This window comes from Micromonospora sp. NPDC002296, assembly GCF_040296145.1.
In the GTDB taxonomy this organism is placed as follows: domain Bacteria; phylum Actinomycetota; class Actinomycetes; order Mycobacteriales; family Micromonosporaceae; genus Micromonospora.
The window spans coordinates 15,035-31,796 of sequence record NZ_JBEOWQ010000027.1; the positions used below are offsets into that span (position 1 = coordinate 15,035).

Below are 16,762 nucleotides of genomic sequence, written 5' to 3' on the forward strand. Positions count from 1 at the left end.
ACCCCTAGCTGCCCGAGATCGCTCCGCCCGGCTCCCTGACGTGATCAGCCCCGCCCCGCGCCGGCGTGGTGGCCTGCTCCGCATCCGACCGGATGTCGATTCGCCAACCGGTCATCCGGGCCGCAAGCCGGGCATTCTGCCCCTCCCGGCCGATCGCCAGCGAGAGCTGGAAGTCCGGCACGGTCACCCGTGCGGTGCGGGTGGCCAGGTCGACCACCTCGACCCGCAGCGCCTTGGCCGGCGACAGCGCGTTGCCGACGAAGGTGGCCGGGTCGTCCGACCAGTCGATGATGTCGATCTTCTCGCCGTGCAGCTCGCTCATCACCGCGCGGACACGCTGGCCCATCGGGCCGATGCAGGCGCCCTTGGCGTTCACGCCCGGCGTGGTGGAACGCACCGCGATCTTCGTGCGGTAGCCGGCCTCGCGGGCGATGGCGCCGATCTCCACGGTGCCGTCGGCGATCTCCGGGACCTCCAGCGCGAACAGCTTCTTCACCAGCGCCGGGTGGGACCGGGAGAGGGTGATCTGCGGCCCGCGCATCCCCTTGGCGACGTGCACCACGACGCAGCGGATCCGCTCGCCGTGCGTGTACCGCTCGCCGGGGACCTGCTCGGACTGCGGCAGCACGCCCTCCAGCTTGCCGAGGTCGACGCTGACGATGCCCTTCTCGGACCGCGCCTCGTGCGCCTGCACCACGCCGGTGACCAGGTCACCGTCGCGGCCGACGTACTCGCCGAAGTGCACCTCGTCGGTGGCCTCCCGCAACCGCTGGAGGATCACCTGCTTGGCGGTCATGGCCGCGATCCGGCCGAAGTCGTGCGGGGTGTCGTCCCACTCCCGCACCACGCTGCCGCCCTCGTCCAGCTCCTGGGCGTAGACCAGGGCACCGCCGGACTTCCGGTCGATCTCCACCCGGGCGTGCGATTCGGCCCCGTCGGTGTGCCGGTAGGCGGTCAGCAGCGCGGTCTCGATCGCCGCGAGGATCGTGTCGAACGGGATCTCCCGCTCGCGCTCGAGTGCGCGCAGCGCCGCGAGGTCGATGTTCACCTCTCCTCGTCCTCCACATCATCTTCGTCGTCGATGTCGTCAATGTCCTCGTTGTCGCCGAGCTCGTCGTCGCCCACCTCGTCGAGGCGGTTGAACTCGACCTGAACCCGGCCGGGGCCGAGCTCGGCGTGGTGGAACTCCGCGCGGCCCGAATCGGTCTCCAGCACCACGCGCTCGTCGTCGGCCTCGACCACCCGGCCGGTGACCTGGCGGTCGCCGCCGGGCTGCTCGGGCAGCGCGCCCCGGGCGGTCACCTTCACCAGTCGGCCGACGCTACGCCGCCAGTGCCGGGGCAGGGTGAGCGGGCGGTCCACCCCGGGAGAGCTGACCTCCAGCTGGTACTCGCCGGCCAGGATGTCGCCACCGGCCTCCTCGGCCGCGTCGAGCGCGGCGGAGACGGCCCGGGAGACGTCCGCGACCGAGTCCAGGCTGATCCCGCCGTCGGCGTCCACGATCACCCGCACCACGTGCCGGCGGCCGGCCGGGGTGACGGAGAGGTCCTCCAGGTCGCACCCGGCCTCGTTGACGACCGGCTCGATCACCGCGCGCAACCGGGCCCGCCGGCCCGCGAGGTCGCCCCGGGGGCTGCCGACGCGGTCACCGCTCCGGGGGCCGTCGGCGCGCCGGGGTCTCCCCGTCGGCCCCGTCGACCTGGCGGCACGGCCACGCTGCGTCATCTGGCGCACCCTCTCGTGATCTACGGCACCCGGTCGGGCGCCATGCCGGCGCACCACCGGGGCGAAGCGCCGGTGGCTGCGCAGAGCGTAACGCGCCCACCGTGCGGCGGCCCGGGCGGCGCACCGACGCCGGTCGCCCACCTCCGCGCTCGAATGGTGTTGACTTGCCCGGTGGCGAAGGGCAGAACGACACGGCACGACCCGGCACAGGGACATTCCCGACGAAAGCTGCTGCGGGTCGGCGCGCTGCTGACACTCGGTGGTGCGACCGCACCGCTGACCGGCTGTGATCTTTTCGACGGCGACGAGCCGGAACCGGCCCCCGACCCGCTCGAACCCCTCGCCGCCGAGGCGCGCGCGCTGGCCGCCCGGCACCGCGCCGCGTTGGCCGCCGACCCCGGCCTGGCCAAGAGGCTCACCCCGATCGCCGAGGCCCACGAGGCGCACGCCGCCGAACTGGCGAAGCTGTTCGGCGGCCCGGCGTCCGCGTCCCCGGGCCCGCCGTCGGCCGGGGCCAGCGCCGGCAACGACCGGACGGCGACGCTGGCCGGCCTGCGTCAGGCGGAGCAACGCGGGCGCGAGTCGGCCGCGAAGCTCTGCGCCGGGGCGCCGGCCGAGCGGGCGGCGCTGCTCGGCTCGATCGCCGCCGCCCGGGCCACCCACGTGGAGGCACTGAAGTGATCCGTCGACAGAGGCCGTCCGGGCCGGCCCAGGCGCTGGCCGACGCGCTCGCCGCCGAGTACGCCGCGGTCTACGCGTACGCGCCGATCGGGGTCCGGCTCACCGACGCCGCCCAGACGGCCGCCCGCCGGGCCGAGACGGCGCACCGGGCCCGGCGCGACGCGCTGGTGCTCCAGCTCAGCGCGGCCGGCGACCCGGTCCCCGCCGACAAGGCCGGGTACGCGCTGCCCTTCCCGGTCACCGACGCGGCCAGCGCGCTGCGGCTGGCGGTCGAGGTGGAGGAGCGCACCGCCGCCTTCTGGCGGGCGGCGCTGCCGCACACCACCGGCGCGGACCGCAACCGGGCCCTCGCGGCGCTGACCGACTGCGCGGTGCGGGCCACCCGCTGGCGGCGTACTGCGGGGGTGACTCCGGTCACCGTCGCGTTCCCCGGTCGGCCCGACTGACCGGCCCCGGCGCGTTTCGCCGCCCGCCGGGTAACCGCCGCCCGCCGCCCCCGGTTGCGAGTGGCATACCAGGTATGCATACTCCGGACCATGTCCATCCGTCACGGCCTGCTCGCGCTGCTCGAACGCGGCCAGATGTACGGCTACCAGCTCCGGGCCGCGTTCGAGGAGTCGACCGGCTCGACGTGGCCGCTGAACATCGGGCAGGTCTACACCACCCTGTCCCGGCTGGAACGGGACGGGCTGGTGCGCCCGCTGCCGGAGCACGAGGGCGGGCAGCGGCCGTACGAGATCACCGACGCCGGGCGGGCGGACCTGGCGCTGTGGTTCGCGACCCCGCTCAGCCGGACCGACCGGCCCCGCGACGAGCTGGCCATCAAGCTGGCCCTCGCGCTGACCACCCCGGGCGTGGACGTGCGATCTGTGGTGCAGACCCAACGCACCGCCACCATGCGGACCTTGCAGGAGTTGACCCGGTTGAAGTACGCCAGCGACCGCCCCGAGGACCTGCCCTGGCGGCTGGTGCTGGACGCGATGGTGTTCCAGGCCGAGGCGGAGGTCCGCTGGCTGGACCACTGCGAGACGAGCCTCGTGCGGTACCGGCCGACACCGCGGCCCGACGGCCGGGCGGGGGAGGTCGGCCGGCCGACGGACGCGGCTGGTCGGGACGGCGAGGAGGCACGGCGGTGAGCGGACCGGACGACGCGCCGGGGACCGGCCCCACCGCGCCCGGAGCGGCGGTGCTCGACCTGCGCGACGTCCACCGCACCCACGGCAGCGGCGAGGCCACCGTGCACGCCCTGCGCGGGGTCAGCCTCACCGTCGGCGCCGGCGAGTTGGTCGCGGTGATGGGGCCGTCCGGCTCCGGCAAGTCCACCCTGCTCGCCCTGGCCGGCGGGCTCGACGGGCCGACGGCGGGCGAGATCCTCGTCGAGGGGCAGCCGCTGGGCGCGCTCGACCGCCGCGCGCTGGCCCGGGTGCGCCGCCGGCGGATCGGCTACATCTTCCAGAACCTCAACCTGCTGGGCAGCCTCACCGCCGCCGAGAACGTCGCGCTCCCCCTCGAACTGGACGGCGTCGGCGTACGCCAGGCGCGGCGGGCTGCCCGGGTCGCGCTCGACGAGGTGGGGCTGACCGAGCTGGGCGGACGCTTCCCGGACCAGTTGTCCGGCGGGCAGCAGCAGCGGGTGGCCATCGCCCGGGCCCTGGTCGGCGAGCGACGGCTCGTCCTCGCCGACGAGCCGACCGGCGCGCTCGACTCGCAGACGGGCGAGGCGGTGCTGCGCCTGCTGCGCCGCCGGGTCGACGCGGGCGCCGCCGCCGTGCTGGTCACCCACGAGGCCCGGCACGCCGCCTGGGCCGACCGGGTGGTGTTCCTGCGCGACGGGGTCATGGTCGACTCCACGGCGCCGCTGGGCGGCGTCGAGCAACTCCTGGCCGGCAGCGGTCGGTGAGCCCGAAGCGGGCAACCGCCGTCCCGTCGCGGCGGGACCGCCGCTTGGCCGACGTGCCGCCGCCGGCCCCGGCGCGCGAGACCGACGGCGGTCGTCCCCGGCCCCGGCGGGTCGTGGCGGCGCTGCGCTCCTGGCGGGTGGCGCTGCGCATCGCGCGGCGGGAGGCCGGGCGGGCCCGGGGTCGCACCGCGCTGGTGCTCGCGATGATCACCCTGCCCGTGCTGGCGCTGGCCTTCGCCGCCGTCAGCTACGACATGTCCCAGCTGACCCGGGCCGAGCAGATCGACCGTCAGCTCGGCACCGCCGACGCGGAACTGCACTGGCTGGCGGACGGCCCGCTGGTGCAGGACGCCTGGGGCGACAACGGCTATCCCCGCGAGGGCGTCCGGCACCGGAGCCGGCCGGTCACCGCCGCCGAACTGACCGCCCAGCTCCCGGCCGGCAGCCGGGTCGGCGAGGTGCGGTGGTGGGTGACGTTCGAGGCGCGCGTCGGCAACCGGCGCGTGTCGTTCGACGGCCGGCAGCTCGACCTCGCCGACCCGCTGCTGCGCGGGCAGGCCCGGCAGCTCGCCGGCCGCCCGCCGACGGCCGCCGACGAGATCGGGCTGAACCGGGCGGCGCTGCGCCGGCTGCACGTCCGGCCCGGCGACAGGGTCACCCCGGCCGACGGCTCGGGCGACCGGACCGTGGTCGGGGTGGTGGAGTTCCCCGACACCCTGGGCCCCATGGTGACCCTGCCACCGACGGCCCCCATGCCGGTCGAGCCGCAGGGCGAGACGAGGTGGCTCGCCGACCTGCCGGACGGCGTCGACCCCGGACTGACCGACCGGCTCAACGCGCGTGGGATCACGGTGGTCGCCCGCACCCCGGCGCCCCACCCCGGCGTCGACGCCGGGCTGCTCAACGCCTCGGTGAGCGCCGAGGACGCCAGCAACGCGGTGCTGATCGGCGGCCTCGGCCTGTTGGAGGTCGTGCTGCTGGTGGGGCCGGCGTTCGCCGTCGGGGTGCGCCGCCGACGCCGGGATCTCGCCCTGGTGGCGGTGGCCGGCGGGGACGCCGCCCACCTGCGCCGCATCGTGCTGGCCGACGGGGTGGTGCTGGGCTGCGCCGGGGCCGCCGCCGGGCTGGCGCTGGGCGTCGTCGCCGCGATCGCCGCCCGGCCCCTGACCGAGGAGTACGTCTTCCAGGCGCGCTTCGGGGCGTACCGGATCTTTCCGGCCGCGCTGGCGGCGATCGCCGCGGTCGCGGTGCTGGCCGGGGTGCTCGCGGCGCTGGCGCCGGCCTGGACCGCCGCCCGCCAGGACGTGGTGGCCGGGCTGGCGGGCCGGCGCACCTCGCCCCCGCACCGGCGGCGCTGGCCGCTGCTCGGGGCGGCACTGACCGCCGGCGGCGCTGCGGTGGCCGCGCTGGGCGCCTCCCGCAGCGTCACGCCGGTGCTCTTCGCCGGCCTGGTCCTCGGCGAGCTGGGGCTGGTCTTCGCCACCCCGACGCTGGTCGGGTTGCTCGCCCGGGCCGGCCGGTGGCTGCCGCTGGCCCCCCGCGTCGCGCTGCGGGACGCGAGCCGCAACCGCGCCTCGGCCGCCCCGGCCATCTCGGCGGTGATGGCCGCGGTCGCCGGCAGCGTCGCTCTCGGCGTGTACGTGGCCAGCGACGACGCGCGGACGACGGCCACCTACCGGCCGGGGCTGCCGTACGGCCACGTCCTGGTCGTCGGCTCCGACACCGCGACCGGGCCGCTGCCGCCGGTGGCCCGGGTCGCCGAGGTCGCGAGCGCCGAGCTGCCGCCCAGCGCGGTCACCCGGATCGACGCCCCGACCTGCTCCGCGCCCGCCACCCCCGCCGCCACCACCGTCGAGGACTGGTGCGAGGTCCAGGCGGAGCTGCCACCCGGACAGATCTGCCCGTACGAGGCGGGGCAGCTCCGGGACGCCGCCGTCCGGCTGCGCATCCGGGCCGACCCACGCTGCGTCGAATGGTTGTCGGGCGGATACAACGGCTACTCGCTGTCGTCGGTGGTGGACGATGGCGAGGCGTTGGCCGGGCTCACCGGAGCCGCCCCGCAGGAGATCGCCGCCGCCCGCCGGGTGCTGCGGGCCGGCGGCGCCGTGGTGACCGACCCGCGCTACGTCCTCGACGGCCGGGTCACCCTGACGGCGACGCGGACACGCGACGAATCGGGGTCGACGAGGACCGTCCGGGCCACCGTGCCCGGGTACGTGCTGCGCGGCGAGACCGGGGTGGACCAGCTCGTGCTGTCCCACGCCGCCGCCGCCCGGGTCGGGCTCGCCGCGTACCAGGTCGGCTTTGTCCTGGCCACCGACGCGGTGCCGACCCCCGACCAGCAGGACCGCTTCGACGCCGAACTGCGGCGCCTCGCCCCCCTGCGGGTGGTCGTCGAGCGCGGCCGCCCGGACACCGACCAGCGGCCGATCCTGCTGCTGCTGGCCATCGTCTCCGGCCTGATCACCGTCGGCGCGGCGGCCGTCGCCACCGGCCTCGCCGCGGCCGAGGGACGGGCCGACCTGTCCACCCTGGCGGCCGTGGGCGCCAGCCCCCGGGTACGCCGGGTGCTGTCGCTCTGCCAGGCCGGGGTGATCGCCGGGCTCGGCTCGGCCCTGGGCATCGCGGCCGGGCTGGGCACCGCCCTGATCGTCCTGGCCGCCACGAACCGCCGGTACGCCGAGGCCTGGCCGGTGCAGGAGCCGTACCCGGTCGTGGTGCCCTGGCTGACCCTGGGGGTGCTGGTGGTGGTGCCGCTGGTGGCGATGCTCGGCGCGGGCCTGTTCACCCGGTCCCGGCTGGCCGTCGAGCGCCGCCTCGACTGACGCCCGGGACGGCGTTCGGACTGGCGGCCGGGACGTTCCCGCGCCCGCCTCCGGACTCGGGGGTGCCGCCCCCGGCCCCGGGGCGGCAGACTGGTCGGGTGCCCGCTCTCGGAACCCTCACCCGTCGCCTCGGCCACCACCGCTGGTTCGGCGCGGCGGCCCGGCTGCTCGTCCCCGCCGACCGGGTGGTCGGCCGGCTCACCCGGGGCCGGGTGGTGGCGCTCGGCCTGATCCCCTCGCTCGTCATCACCACCACCGGCCGCCGCTCCGGCCTGCCGCGCAGCAATCCCCTGCTGTATGTGCCGGACGGCGACGCCTACGTGGTGATCGGCTCCAACTGGGGGCAGCAGCACCAGCCCGGCTGGGCGATGAACCTGCTCGCGAACCCCGAGGCGGAGGTGGACGTCAAGGGCCGGCGGGTGGCGGTCCGGGCCGAGGCGGCCACCGGCGCGGAACGCGACCGGCTCTGGACGCTGCTGGTCACCGAGTGGCCGGCGTACCGGACGTACGTCGAGCGGGCCGGCGGGCGGGAGATCCGCATCTTCCGGCTGGTGCCGGCCGGGCGCGGCGGTCCGGGCGGCACCGGCGAACGGTGACTAGGGTGGAGCCGGCGTCGCGGCGGCCGGTCCGGTGGCCGGTCCGGCGGGCAGTCGGCGAGGCAGAGGTGATTCGTGGACCCGTACCAGGACGATCCCCGGTGGTCGGTCGCGGAGCGGGTCGCGGACGTGGCGAGGCGGCGCTTCCCGGCCAACGTCCTCGCGGTCGCGGTGCACGGCCCGCTGGCCCACGGTGACGACGACGGCGGCGGGGACGGCGAGGTCGGTCTGCTGATCGCCACGTACCGGGCCGGTGCGGGCCCGGCCCCGGCGACCCGCCGGGTGGACGGCGTCCTGGTCGACCTGAGCGTCGCCGCCGCCGACGAGCACCTCCGCCGGGCTCGGGCGATCACCGCGCTGTGGCCGCTCACCGCGGACCGGTACGTCACCACCCGGCCGGTGCACGACCCGACCGGCTGGCTGCCGGCACTGCGCGACGAGCACCTGACCCGGCTGGCCCGGGCCCGGCCGGCGGAGTTCACCGATCCCGCCCGCCAGGCGTGGTACCGGGGCTGCGCCGCGCATTCCCGGGCCGCCCGGCTCGCCGGGTGGTACGAGACGGACCAGGCGCTGCTGATGCTCGGCGAGGCCCGGCTGGCCGCGGCCACGGTGAACGGGCTGCTCAGCCGCACCTACTTCCGCGACCCGGGGGACGCGATCCGGCGTACCGGCCTGGCCGGGGCGGACATGACCGAGGTCGGCGCGGTGCTGGCCCGGCAGGCCGAGGAGCTGACCGCCCGGGGCCGGCCCGTCGACGGCACCATCGACGACCTGTTCGCCGGCTGACCCGCCGCCCACGCGGCTGGGCGGGGCCGGCGGGCCGCCTACAGGCCGCCCTGGACGCCGATCAGCGTGCCGATCAGGTACGTCGCGCCGGCCGCCGCCGCGCCGAGCAGGAGCTGCCGCAGGCCGCTGGACCACCAGGGGCGCTTGGTGAACCGGGCCACGACCGCCCCGGCCACGAACAGCCCGACCCCGCCGACGGCCAGCGCCAACCACAGGCTGGTCGCGCCGAACAGGTACGTCAGCAGCGGGACCAGCGCCCCGACCGAGAAGAACAGGAACGACGAGATCGCCGCCGTCCACGGGCTCGGCTGATCGTCCGGGTCGACGCCCAACTCCTCCCGGACGTGCACCCGCAGCGCCTCCTCCGGGTTGCGCCGCACCGCCTCGGCGACCTGGGTGGCCAGGTCGCGGGACAGGCCCCGGGCCACCCACGCGTCGGCCAACTCGCGGGCCTCCGCCTCCGGGTGCCGTTCCAGCTCCCGGCGTTCCTTGGCCACCTCGGCCGCCACCTGCTCGTTGGCCGACCGGACGCTGGTGTACTCGCCGAGGCCCATCGAGATGGCCCCGGCGACCAGGCCGGCCGCGCCGGTGAGCACGATGCTGCGCGGCGACACCCCGCCGCCGCCGACGCCCGCGATCAGGGCGATGTTGGTGACCAGGCCGTCCATCGCGCCGAAGACGGCCGGCCGCAGCCAGCCGCCGGACACGTCCGCGTGGTGCGCCTCGCGCAGGGCCGCGGGTGTGTCGGTCACGGCAGGGTCAGGATTTCGTGACCGTCCTCCGTCACGAGGATGGTGTGCTCGAACTGGGCCGTCCACCTGCGGTCCTTGGTGACCACCGTCCAGCCGTCGTCCCACATGTCGTACTGGTAGGTGCCGAGGGTGATCATCGGCTCGATGGTGAAGGTCATCCCCGGCTCCATCACGTCCGTGGGGCGGGGGCTGTCGTAGTGCGGCACGTAGAGACCGCTGTGGAAGGACTCGCCGATGCCGTGGCCGGTGAAGTCGCGGACCACGCCGTAGCCGAACCGCTTGGCGTACGACTCGATGACCCGGCCGACCACGTTGATCTGCCGGCCCGGGACGACCGCCTTGATCCCCCGCATCATCGCCTCGTGGGTCCGCTCGACCAGCAGCCGGGCCTCCTCGCTGACCTCCCCCACACAGAACGTCGCGTCGGTGTCGCCGTGCACCCCGTCGAGGTACGCGGTGACGTCGACGTTGATGATGTCGCCGTCGGCCAGGACCGTCGAGTCCGGGATGCCGTGGCAGATCACCTCGTTCAGGCTGGTGCAGCAGGACTTCGGGAAGCCCTTGTAGCCGAGCGTCGACGGGTAGGCCCCGTGGTCGCAGAGGAACTCGTGCACCACCCGGTCGATCTCGTCGGTGGTGACGCCGGGCTTGCAGTGCTCCCCGGCGAGCTGGGTGGCCTGGGCGGCGAGCCGGCCGGCGACCCGCATTTTCTCGATGATCTCCGGGGTCTGCACGTGCGAGCCGCGCCACTCCTGGGGGCGCTTCTTGCCCACGTACTCCGGTCGGACGATGTGACCCGGCACCGGTCGCATCGGGGAGAGCGTGCCGGGGGTCAGCGGCGCACGGACGGTCATGACGCAAGCCTATCGCCGGCCCGACTCGCGGCACGTCGGCGCGGTGCCCGGCGGCGGCGGTGACCTCCACCACGGCGCCGACCGGGTGGTTGTTGCCGGGGCAACCTCCGCTGTGCGATCGTGTTCTGCGTGGATCAAGGGGGAGTGGATCCCGTCTTCACCGCCCGGGCGGAGACCGACGGCGACCACGTCCGCGTGTTGGTCTCCGGCGAGGTGGACATGGCCACTGCCGACACGATGCTCCAGACCGTCCTGCGCGAGCCGGCCGGGCGGGTCACCCTCGACCTGAGGGCGGTCACCTTCTTCGACTCCGCCGCGATCCACGCCGTGGTCCAGCTCTCCCAGCGGTACCCGGACGCGCTGACGGTTCTGCCGTCCCGCCAGGTCCGGCGGGTGCTGGAGATCTCCGGCCTGGCCGACCAGGCCTGGGTCGCGCCGGCCTGAAGCCCGACGGGCTCGGGCGGTCAGTCCTTGAGCCGCCGGCGCAGCGTCACCGCGGTCCCCTCGGGTGTCCGGCTCACCGTCAGGTCACCCAGCGCCTTGATCAGCTCCAGCCCTCGGCCACGGAATCCCGCGCCGGCCGACTCCCGCCACTGCCCGCTGTCCAGGATGGTGGCCACCACGGTGCGGTCGGCGATCGTCACCTCCACGCCGATGGTCGGCTCGGCCGGTTCGACCGGGTGCTCGATGGCGTTGGCGGCGGCCTCCGAGACCGCCACGGTCAGGTCGAACAGATCGGTCTCATCGACCCGGTGGGCGACGAGGAAGTCCTCCAGCCGACGACGCAGCCCGCTGAGCCGGGTCGGGTCGGCCGGCAGCCGCACCGCGAACCGGTTCGCCTCGGTCACCTCCAGCGCGAGGACCGCGACGTCGTCGCGGCGCGGCCGGGAGGCCACGCGCTCGACGACCGCGTCGACCAGGTCGGCGACGTGCCCGACGTGCCGGGCGGCGTCGTCGCGCAACTGCCCGAGGGCGGCGTCGATGCCGAGCTGGCGGTCCTCGATCAGGCCGTCGGTGTAGAGCAGCAGCCGGGCCCCGGGGACCAACTCGTCCTCGACCGTCCGGTACGACGCGGCGGGAATGGCGCCGACCGGTGGCCCGAGCGCGCGGTCGTGCAGGAATCCCACGTCGTCGCCTCGGATCAGCAGGGGGGACGGGTGTCCGGCGCTGGCGTAGCGCAGCCGCCCCGTGCGGGGGGAGAACTGGAGGCAGACCACCGTCGCGAAGGAGGACTGCTCGGTCGAGCCGACCAGCCGGTTGAGCCGGGTCAGCGACTTGCCCGGGTCGTAGCCCTCCAGGACGTACGCCCGCAGCGCGTTGCGGAGCTGGCCCATCGCGGCGGCGGCCCGGACGCCCTTGCCGACCACGTCGCCGATGACCAGGACGAGTTCGTCGTCGTCGAGCTCGACGACGTCGTACCAGTCGCCGCCGACCTCCACGTCGGCGGTGCCGGGCAGGTAGCAGCTGGCCATCACCGCGCCGGGCAGCCGGGGCAGCGTGCGGGGCAGCAGGCTGTGCTGGAGGGTGGTGGCGATGCGGTGCTCGGCCTCGTAGAGCTGGGCGTTCTCCAGCCGGACGCCGATCAGCCGGGCGAGCTGGGTCAACGCAGCCTGGGCGGTGTCGGTGGCGTTCTTCCCGCGCCCCCAGACCCGCAGCTCGCCGAGCTGTTCCCCGGCGGTGCCGGTCAGCGGCAGCACGATGGACGGTTCGGCGGCGGCCGTGCCGCCGCCGTCGGCCTCGGAGCGGGCCCCGGTCGCGGTGACCACCACCCGGGCGGCCTCGGCGAGACCGAGCGCGTGCCGGGCGGCTACCTGGAGCACCTCGGCGGTGGTGCGGGCGGTGTTCACCGCGACGGCGGCGTCGGCCAGCGCGCGCAGTCGCCGGATGATCTGCCCGCGAAGCTGGCCCAGCTCGACGTTCGCCCGGACCCGGGCGATCAGCTCCTCGCTGGAGAACGGCTTGGTCAGGTAGTCGTCCGCGCCGACCGACAGGCCGGCGACCGCCTCGGCCGAGCCGGCCCGGGCGGAGAGCAACACGATCGGCACATGCCGGGTACGCGGTTCCGCGCGCAGCGCGGTGACCAGGCCGAACCCGTCCAGCCGGGGCATCATCACGTCGGTCAGCACCAGGTCGAACGGGGCCTGCACGGCCTGGCGCAGAGCCTCGACGCCGTCCGGCACGGCCACCACCTCCCAGGTCGGGGAGAGCAGCCGGGCGACGTGCTCACGCAGGTCGGCGTTGTCGTCGGCGAACAGGATGCGGCCGGCCGGAACCCGGCCGGCGGGCACGGCCGACGAGGCTCCCGGGGCCGCATCGGCCCACAGCGCGTTCTCGGCGGCGAAGAGCCGGGCCTGCGCCGGCTCCTCGGGGGCGGAAGAGGCCGTCGGGGCGTCGGTCGGGACCCGGTCGGCGGGCAGGTGGGCGGAGCCGAACGGGAGGGTCACGGTGAAGGTGCTGCCCGCACCGACCCGGCTGGATGCCTCGACCCGCCCGCCGTGCATCTCCACCAGCTCGCGGACCAGCGCGAGCCCGATCCCGGTGCCCTCGTGGGTGCGGGAACGGGCGTTGGGAACCCGGTGGAACCGCTCGAAGACACGCGACAGCTCCTCGGGGGGAATCCCGACGCCGGTGTCGGTGACCTCCAGCCGGGCCACGCCGTCGACCGCCCGGACCCGGACCCGGATCTCGCCGTAGAAGGTGAACTTCACCGCGTTGGCGATCAGGTTGAGGACGATCTTCTCCCACATGTCCCGGTCGACGAAGACCGGACCGGGCAGCGGCGGGCAGTCGACCGCCAGGCGCAGACCGACGCGTTCGGTGGCCGAGCGGAAGGTGCTGGCCAGCCGGGAGGTGTAGTCGGCCAGATCGGTGGGCTCGTAGTGGGCGGCCAGCCGGCCGGACTCCAGCCGGGAGAAGTCCAGCACCGTGTTGACCAGCTTGAGCAGGCGCAGCGCGTTGCGGTGCATCATGGTGAGCTGGTCGGTGTAGGGCGCCGGCAGCGCCGGGTCGGCGAGCAGATCCTCCAGGGGCCCCAGCACCAGGGTCAGCGGGGTGCGGAACTCGTGGCTGATGTTGGCGAAGAAGTTGGTCTTGGCACGGTCCAGCGCGGCCAACTCGGCGGCCCGGGCCTGCTCCTGCTCGTACGCCCGCTGCCGACCCACCGTGCGGGAGAGCTGGGCGGCGATCAGATCGAAGAACGTGCGGTACTCGGCGGTGAGCGGCAGCCGGGCGGACACCCCCACCACGAGAGCCCCCGCGGGCTCGTTGGTGGCGGTGAGCGGCAGCACCAGCGCCTGCCCGGCGACCCCGTCGGGCACCTCCGCGAGCAGGTCGGCGACGTCGACCGCGGCGGCGACCCCGCCGTCGGCGACCCGGTCCAGCACGGCCGTGGCGGTCCCGCCGAGCGGCGGCGCGGCGACCGCCGCGGTGCCGCTGCGCCCGGCGAGGGTGAGCCGGCCGGCATCGTCGCGCAGGTAGACCAGGCCGAACGGGACGTCGGCCCGGTACCGGTCCAGCACTCGGGCGGCGGTCGTCGCCAGCTCCCCGTACTGCTCCGCCTCGGCCAGGCCGGCCCCCAGCTCGGCCAGGGCCCGCAGCCGGCGCTCGCCGAGCACCCGCCCGGTGGTCTCGCTCACGATGCAGAAGATCCCGCTGATGCCGCCGTCCGCGTCCCGGATCGGGTCGTAGGAGATGTCGAAGTAGACGTCCTCCAGGAAGCCGTGCCGGTCGAGCGCGAAGGGATGGTCCTCACCCCGGTAGGACTCGCCGGTCTCCCGGACCGAGGCGAGCAGCGGACCGAGCACGTCCCAGGTCTCCACCCAGTGCTCCCGGGCGGGCTGACCGATCGCGTGCGGGTGCTTGGCGCCGATGGTCGGCAGGTAGGCGTCGTTGTAGAAGGCGCGGTGCTCCGGTCCCCAGAACACCACGATCTGCGCCCGGGAGGAGAGCATCGTGGCGACCGCGTGGCACAGCGCCGCCGGCCAGCCGGCCGGGAAGCCGAGCGGACTGGTCGCCCAGTCGAACCCGCCCAGCCGCTCCCCCATCTCGCCGCCGGCGGCGAACGCGGCCGTGAGCAGCGGCGGGATCGCCTCATCGACGTTCCCGACGGACGGGCGCAGCCCGTCCTCGCCCCCCTGGGCCGAGCTCATACACCCTCCCGCACCGGCTGATCCCCCCGACGACCGCTCGATCGTCGTCCCCTGCCGACCACATGATCGCCGCCGTGCCCCGCCTTCTACCCAGACGGACCAGCAACGTAACGCATCCGCCCGGCGCGACGCTGGTAACCCGGGTCTCACCGGACATCACCGCCGGCCGCCGGCGGAGGTCGGTACGGAGGGCAGCCACCGCCGGCCGGCGGAACAAGGGGACGGCCGGCGTCAGGCTGCCGGTGTCAGAAGACCGGGAGGCCGTCGATGCTCGCGGCGGCGGCGGCCCGGACCGGGGCGGTCACCCGACCCCGATCAGCGGCCGGGGTCACAGCGGGGTGACGTACGCGCCGGTGATCCCGCCGTCGACGACGAACTGCGCGGCGGTCATGAACGACGAGTCGTCGCTGGCCAGGAAGGCTACCGCCGCGGCGATCTCCTCCGGCTGGCCGAACCGCCCCATCGGCACGTGCACCAGCCGGCGGGCGGCCCGCTCCGGGTCGGCGGCGAACAGCTCCAGCAGCAACGGGGTGGCCACCGGGCCCGGGCACAGCGCGTTGACCCGGATGCCCTCCCGGGCGAACTGCACGCCCAGCTCCCGGGTCATCGCCAGCACCCCGCCCTTGCTCGCCGTGTACGCGATCTGCGAGGTGGCCGCCCCCATCAGCGCCACGAACGACGCGGTGTTGATGATCGACCCCTTGCCCTGCCGGCGCATGTGCGGGATGACGTGCTTGCAGCACAGGTAAACGCTGGTGGTGTTGACCCGCAGCACCCGCTCCCAGGCGTCCAGGCCGGTCTCCAGGATCGAGTCGTCCTCCGGCGGGGAGATGCCGGCGTTGTTGAACGCCACGTCCACCCGGCCGTGCCGGTCGACCACCCCGTCGAACAGGTCCCGCACCGCCGCCTCGTCGGCCACGTCGCAGGCGACGAACTCCCCGCCGACCTCCTCGGCGGCCTTCCCGCCCGCCGCCGCGTCGATGTCGACGCAGACCACCCGCGCCCCCTCGGCGGCGAACCGCCGCACGGTGGCCAACCCGATCCCGCTGCCCGCCCCGGTGACCACCGCGACGCGACCCCCCAACCGACCCTGCACCTTGTCACTCCTCCGTGGCGATGAAGACGTTCTTGACGTCGGTGAAGGCGTGCAGCGCGTCCGGGCCCAGCTCGCGGCCGAGCCCGGAACGCTTCATCCCACCGAACGGGGTCCAGTACCGCACCGAGGAGTGCGAGTTGACGCTCAGGTTGCCCGCCTCCACCGCCCGGGCCACCCGGATCGCCCGGCCCACGTCCCGGGTCCAGACCGAGCCGGACAGGCCGTACTCGGTGTCGTTGGCCAGCCGGACCGCGTCCGCCTCGTCGTCGAACGGGAGCACCGAGACCACCGGGCCGAAGACCTCCTCCCGCCAGTGCCGGTCGGCCGGCGAGTCGGCGAGCAGCACCGTCGGGGTGTACCAGAAGCCGGGGCCCTCCGGGCAGGAGCCGGTGAACGCGACCTTCGCCCCGTCGACGTACCCGGCGACCCGGTCGCGCTGGCCGGCGGAGATCAGCGGGCCCATCTCGGCGGTGTCCAGCGCCGGATCCTCCACCCGGAAGCTCCGCACGGCCGGCTCCAGCAGCTCCAGGAACCGGTCGTACACCGGGCGCTCGACCAGGATCCGGGACCGGGCGCAGCAGTCCTGGCCGGCGTTGTCGAAGACCGCGTACGGCGCGGTGGCCGCAGCCTTTTCCAGGTCGGCGTCGGCGAAGACCACGTTCGCGCTCTTGCCGCCCAGCTCCAGGGTCACCCGTTTCACCTGGGCGGCGCAGCCGGCCATGATCCGGGTGCCGACCTCGGTGGAGCCGGTGAAGCACACCTTGCGTACGGCCGGGTGGGTGACGAACCGCTCCCCCACCACCGGCCCTTCGCCGGGCAGCACGGTGAACACGTCGTCGGGCAGCCCGGCCTCGCGGCCCAGCTCGGCCAGGCGCAGCGCGGTCAGCGGGGTCAGCTCGGCCGGCTTGAGCAGCACCGTGTTGCCGGCGGCGAGCGCCGGGGCGAAGCCCCACGCGGCGATCGGCATCGGGAAGTTCCACGGCACGATCACCCCGACCACGCCCAGCGGCTCGTGGAAGGTGACGTCCAACCCGCCCGGCACGGGAATCTGCCGGCCGGTCAGCCGCTCGGGCGCACCCGCGTAGTAGTCGAGCACGTCCCGGACGTTGCCCGCCTCCCACCGCGCGTTGCCGATGGTGTGCCCTGAGTTGCGTACCTCCAGCGAGGCCAACTCCTCCAGGTGCGCGTCCACCAGCCCGGCGAACCGACGCAACACCCGCGCCCGCTCCCCCGGCCCCACCTTCCGCCACGACTCGAACGCCCGCTGCGCCCGCCCCACGGCCGCGTCGACCTCCGCGAGGGAGGTCGCCGCCACCTCCCCCACCACAACCCCACTAGCGGGATTGACCACCTGCGTCATGCCCCACCCTCTCTCTCGGTCGGGGGTCCGAAGTGCAAG

General features: G+C 75.1%; 15 protein-coding genes. 8 read left to right on the top strand and 7 right to left on the bottom strand.

From position 1 onward, the window contains the following. Positions 1-4 precede the first annotated feature (4 nt). On the bottom strand, positions 5-1,048 hold the full coding sequence (gene nusA / locus ABT023_RS20290) for a transcription termination factor NusA (protein WP_350887884.1): 1,044 nt from the start codon (positions 1,046-1,048) through the stop codon (positions 5-7). After that, on the bottom strand, positions 1,045-1,725 hold the full coding sequence (gene rimP, locus ABT023_RS20295) for a ribosome maturation factor RimP (RefSeq protein ID WP_350887887.1): 681 nt from the start codon (positions 1,723-1,725) through the stop codon (positions 1,045-1,047). Before rimP ends, nusA begins: the two co-directional genes overlap by 4 nt. A gap of 228 nt (positions 1,726-1,953) precedes the next feature. Here rimP and ABT023_RS20300 point away from each other — a divergent pair, with 228 nt between their 5' ends. The 7 genes from ABT023_RS20300 (at position 1,954) to ABT023_RS20330 (ending at position 8,513) form a co-directional block, all read left to right on the top strand. After that, complete coding sequence (locus ABT023_RS20300) at positions 1,954-2,406, top strand: hypothetical protein (protein WP_350887980.1); 453 nt, start codon at positions 1,954-1,956, stop codon at positions 2,404-2,406. Then, positions 2,403-2,852 (top strand): ferritin-like domain-containing protein, encoded by a 450-nt coding sequence (locus ABT023_RS20305; protein ID WP_350887890.1) that lies wholly within the window; start codon positions 2,403-2,405, stop codon positions 2,850-2,852. The genes ABT023_RS20300 and ABT023_RS20305 overlap by 4 nt, the downstream gene beginning before the upstream one ends. Before the next feature lie 90 nt (positions 2,853-2,942). After that, positions 2,943-3,542 (top strand): PadR family transcriptional regulator, encoded by a 600-nt coding sequence (locus tag ABT023_RS20310; RefSeq protein ID WP_350887893.1) that lies wholly within the window; start codon positions 2,943-2,945, stop codon positions 3,540-3,542. Beyond that, positions 3,539-4,306, top strand: coding sequence for an ABC transporter ATP-binding protein (locus ABT023_RS20315; protein WP_350887895.1), 768 nt, complete (start codon positions 3,539-3,541; stop codon positions 4,304-4,306). The genes ABT023_RS20310 and ABT023_RS20315 overlap by 4 nt, the downstream gene beginning before the upstream one ends. 53 nt (positions 4,307-4,359) lie before the next feature. Continuing rightward, positions 4,360-7,131 carry an FtsX-like permease family protein gene (locus ABT023_RS20320; RefSeq protein ID WP_350887981.1) on the top strand — a complete coding sequence of 924 codons (2,772 nt, stop codon included), beginning with the start codon at positions 4,360-4,362 and terminating at the stop codon, positions 7,129-7,131. 98 nt (positions 7,132-7,229) lie between these two features. Next, positions 7,230-7,727: a nitroreductase family deazaflavin-dependent oxidoreductase gene (locus ABT023_RS20325; protein WP_350887898.1), complete on the top strand. Its 498-nt coding sequence runs from the start codon at positions 7,230-7,232 to the stop codon at positions 7,725-7,727. Between the two features lie 75 nt (positions 7,728-7,802). Continuing rightward, complete coding sequence (locus tag ABT023_RS20330) at positions 7,803-8,513, top strand: nucleotidyltransferase domain-containing protein (protein WP_350887900.1); 711 nt, start codon at positions 7,803-7,805, stop codon at positions 8,511-8,513. Between the two features lie 38 nt (positions 8,514-8,551). On the opposite strand, the gene ABT023_RS20335 is transcribed toward ABT023_RS20330, so the two are convergent. Continuing rightward, the gene (locus ABT023_RS20335) at positions 8,552-9,265 is read right to left on the bottom strand and encodes a VIT1/CCC1 transporter family protein (protein WP_350887903.1); all 714 of its coding nucleotides are present in this window, start codon (positions 9,263-9,265) and stop codon (positions 8,552-8,554) included. After that, complete coding sequence (gene map, locus ABT023_RS20340; RefSeq protein WP_350887905.1) at positions 9,262-10,119, bottom strand: type I methionyl aminopeptidase; 858 nt, start codon at positions 10,117-10,119, stop codon at positions 9,262-9,264. The genes ABT023_RS20335 and map overlap by 4 nt, the downstream gene beginning before the upstream one ends. A 129-nt stretch (positions 10,120-10,248) precedes the next feature. On the opposite strand from map, the gene ABT023_RS20345 reads away from it, so the two are divergent. Continuing rightward, on the top strand, positions 10,249-10,563 hold the full coding sequence (locus ABT023_RS20345; RefSeq protein WP_350887907.1) for an STAS domain-containing protein: 315 nt from the start codon (positions 10,249-10,251) through the stop codon (positions 10,561-10,563). 20 nt (positions 10,564-10,583) lie between these two features. On the opposite strand, the gene ABT023_RS20350 is transcribed toward ABT023_RS20345, so the two are convergent. The 3 genes from ABT023_RS20350 to ABT023_RS20360 form a co-directional block, all read right to left on the bottom strand. Continuing rightward, a complete protein-coding gene (locus ABT023_RS20350) occupies positions 10,584-14,267 on the bottom strand; it encodes a SpoIIE family protein phosphatase (protein WP_350887909.1) in 3,684 nt (1,227 codons plus the stop codon). 328 nt (positions 14,268-14,595) lie between these two features. Then, positions 14,596-15,363 (bottom strand): 3-oxoacyl-ACP reductase, encoded by a 768-nt coding sequence (locus tag ABT023_RS20355; protein WP_350887911.1) that lies wholly within the window; start codon positions 15,361-15,363, stop codon positions 14,596-14,598. Positions 15,364-15,367: 4 nt separating this feature from the next. Beyond that, positions 15,368-16,723 carry an aldehyde dehydrogenase family protein gene (locus tag ABT023_RS20360; RefSeq protein ID WP_350887912.1) on the bottom strand — a complete coding sequence of 452 codons (1,356 nt, stop codon included), beginning with the start codon at positions 16,721-16,723 and terminating at the stop codon, positions 15,368-15,370. Positions 16,724-16,762 lie beyond the last annotated feature (39 nt).

Coding starts and splice junctions, on each gene's coding strand:
- rimP (WP_350887887.1), bottom strand. CDS start 1,725: ATGACGCAGCGTGGCCGTGCCGCCAGGTCGACGGGGCCGACGGGGAGA.
- ABT023_RS20310 (WP_350887893.1), top strand. CDS start 2,943: ATGTCCATCCGTCACGGCCTGCTCGCGCTGCTCGAACGCGGCCAGATG.
- map (WP_350887905.1), bottom strand. CDS start 10,119: ATGACCGTCCGTGCGCCGCTGACCCCCGGCACGCTCTCCCCGATGCGA.
- ABT023_RS20350 (WP_350887909.1), bottom strand. CDS start 14,267: ATGAGCTCGGCCCAGGGGGGCGAGGACGGGCTGCGCCCGTCCGTCGGG.
- ABT023_RS20360 (WP_350887912.1), bottom strand. CDS start 16,723: ATGACGCAGGTGGTCAATCCCGCTAGTGGGGTTGTGGTGGGGGAGGTG.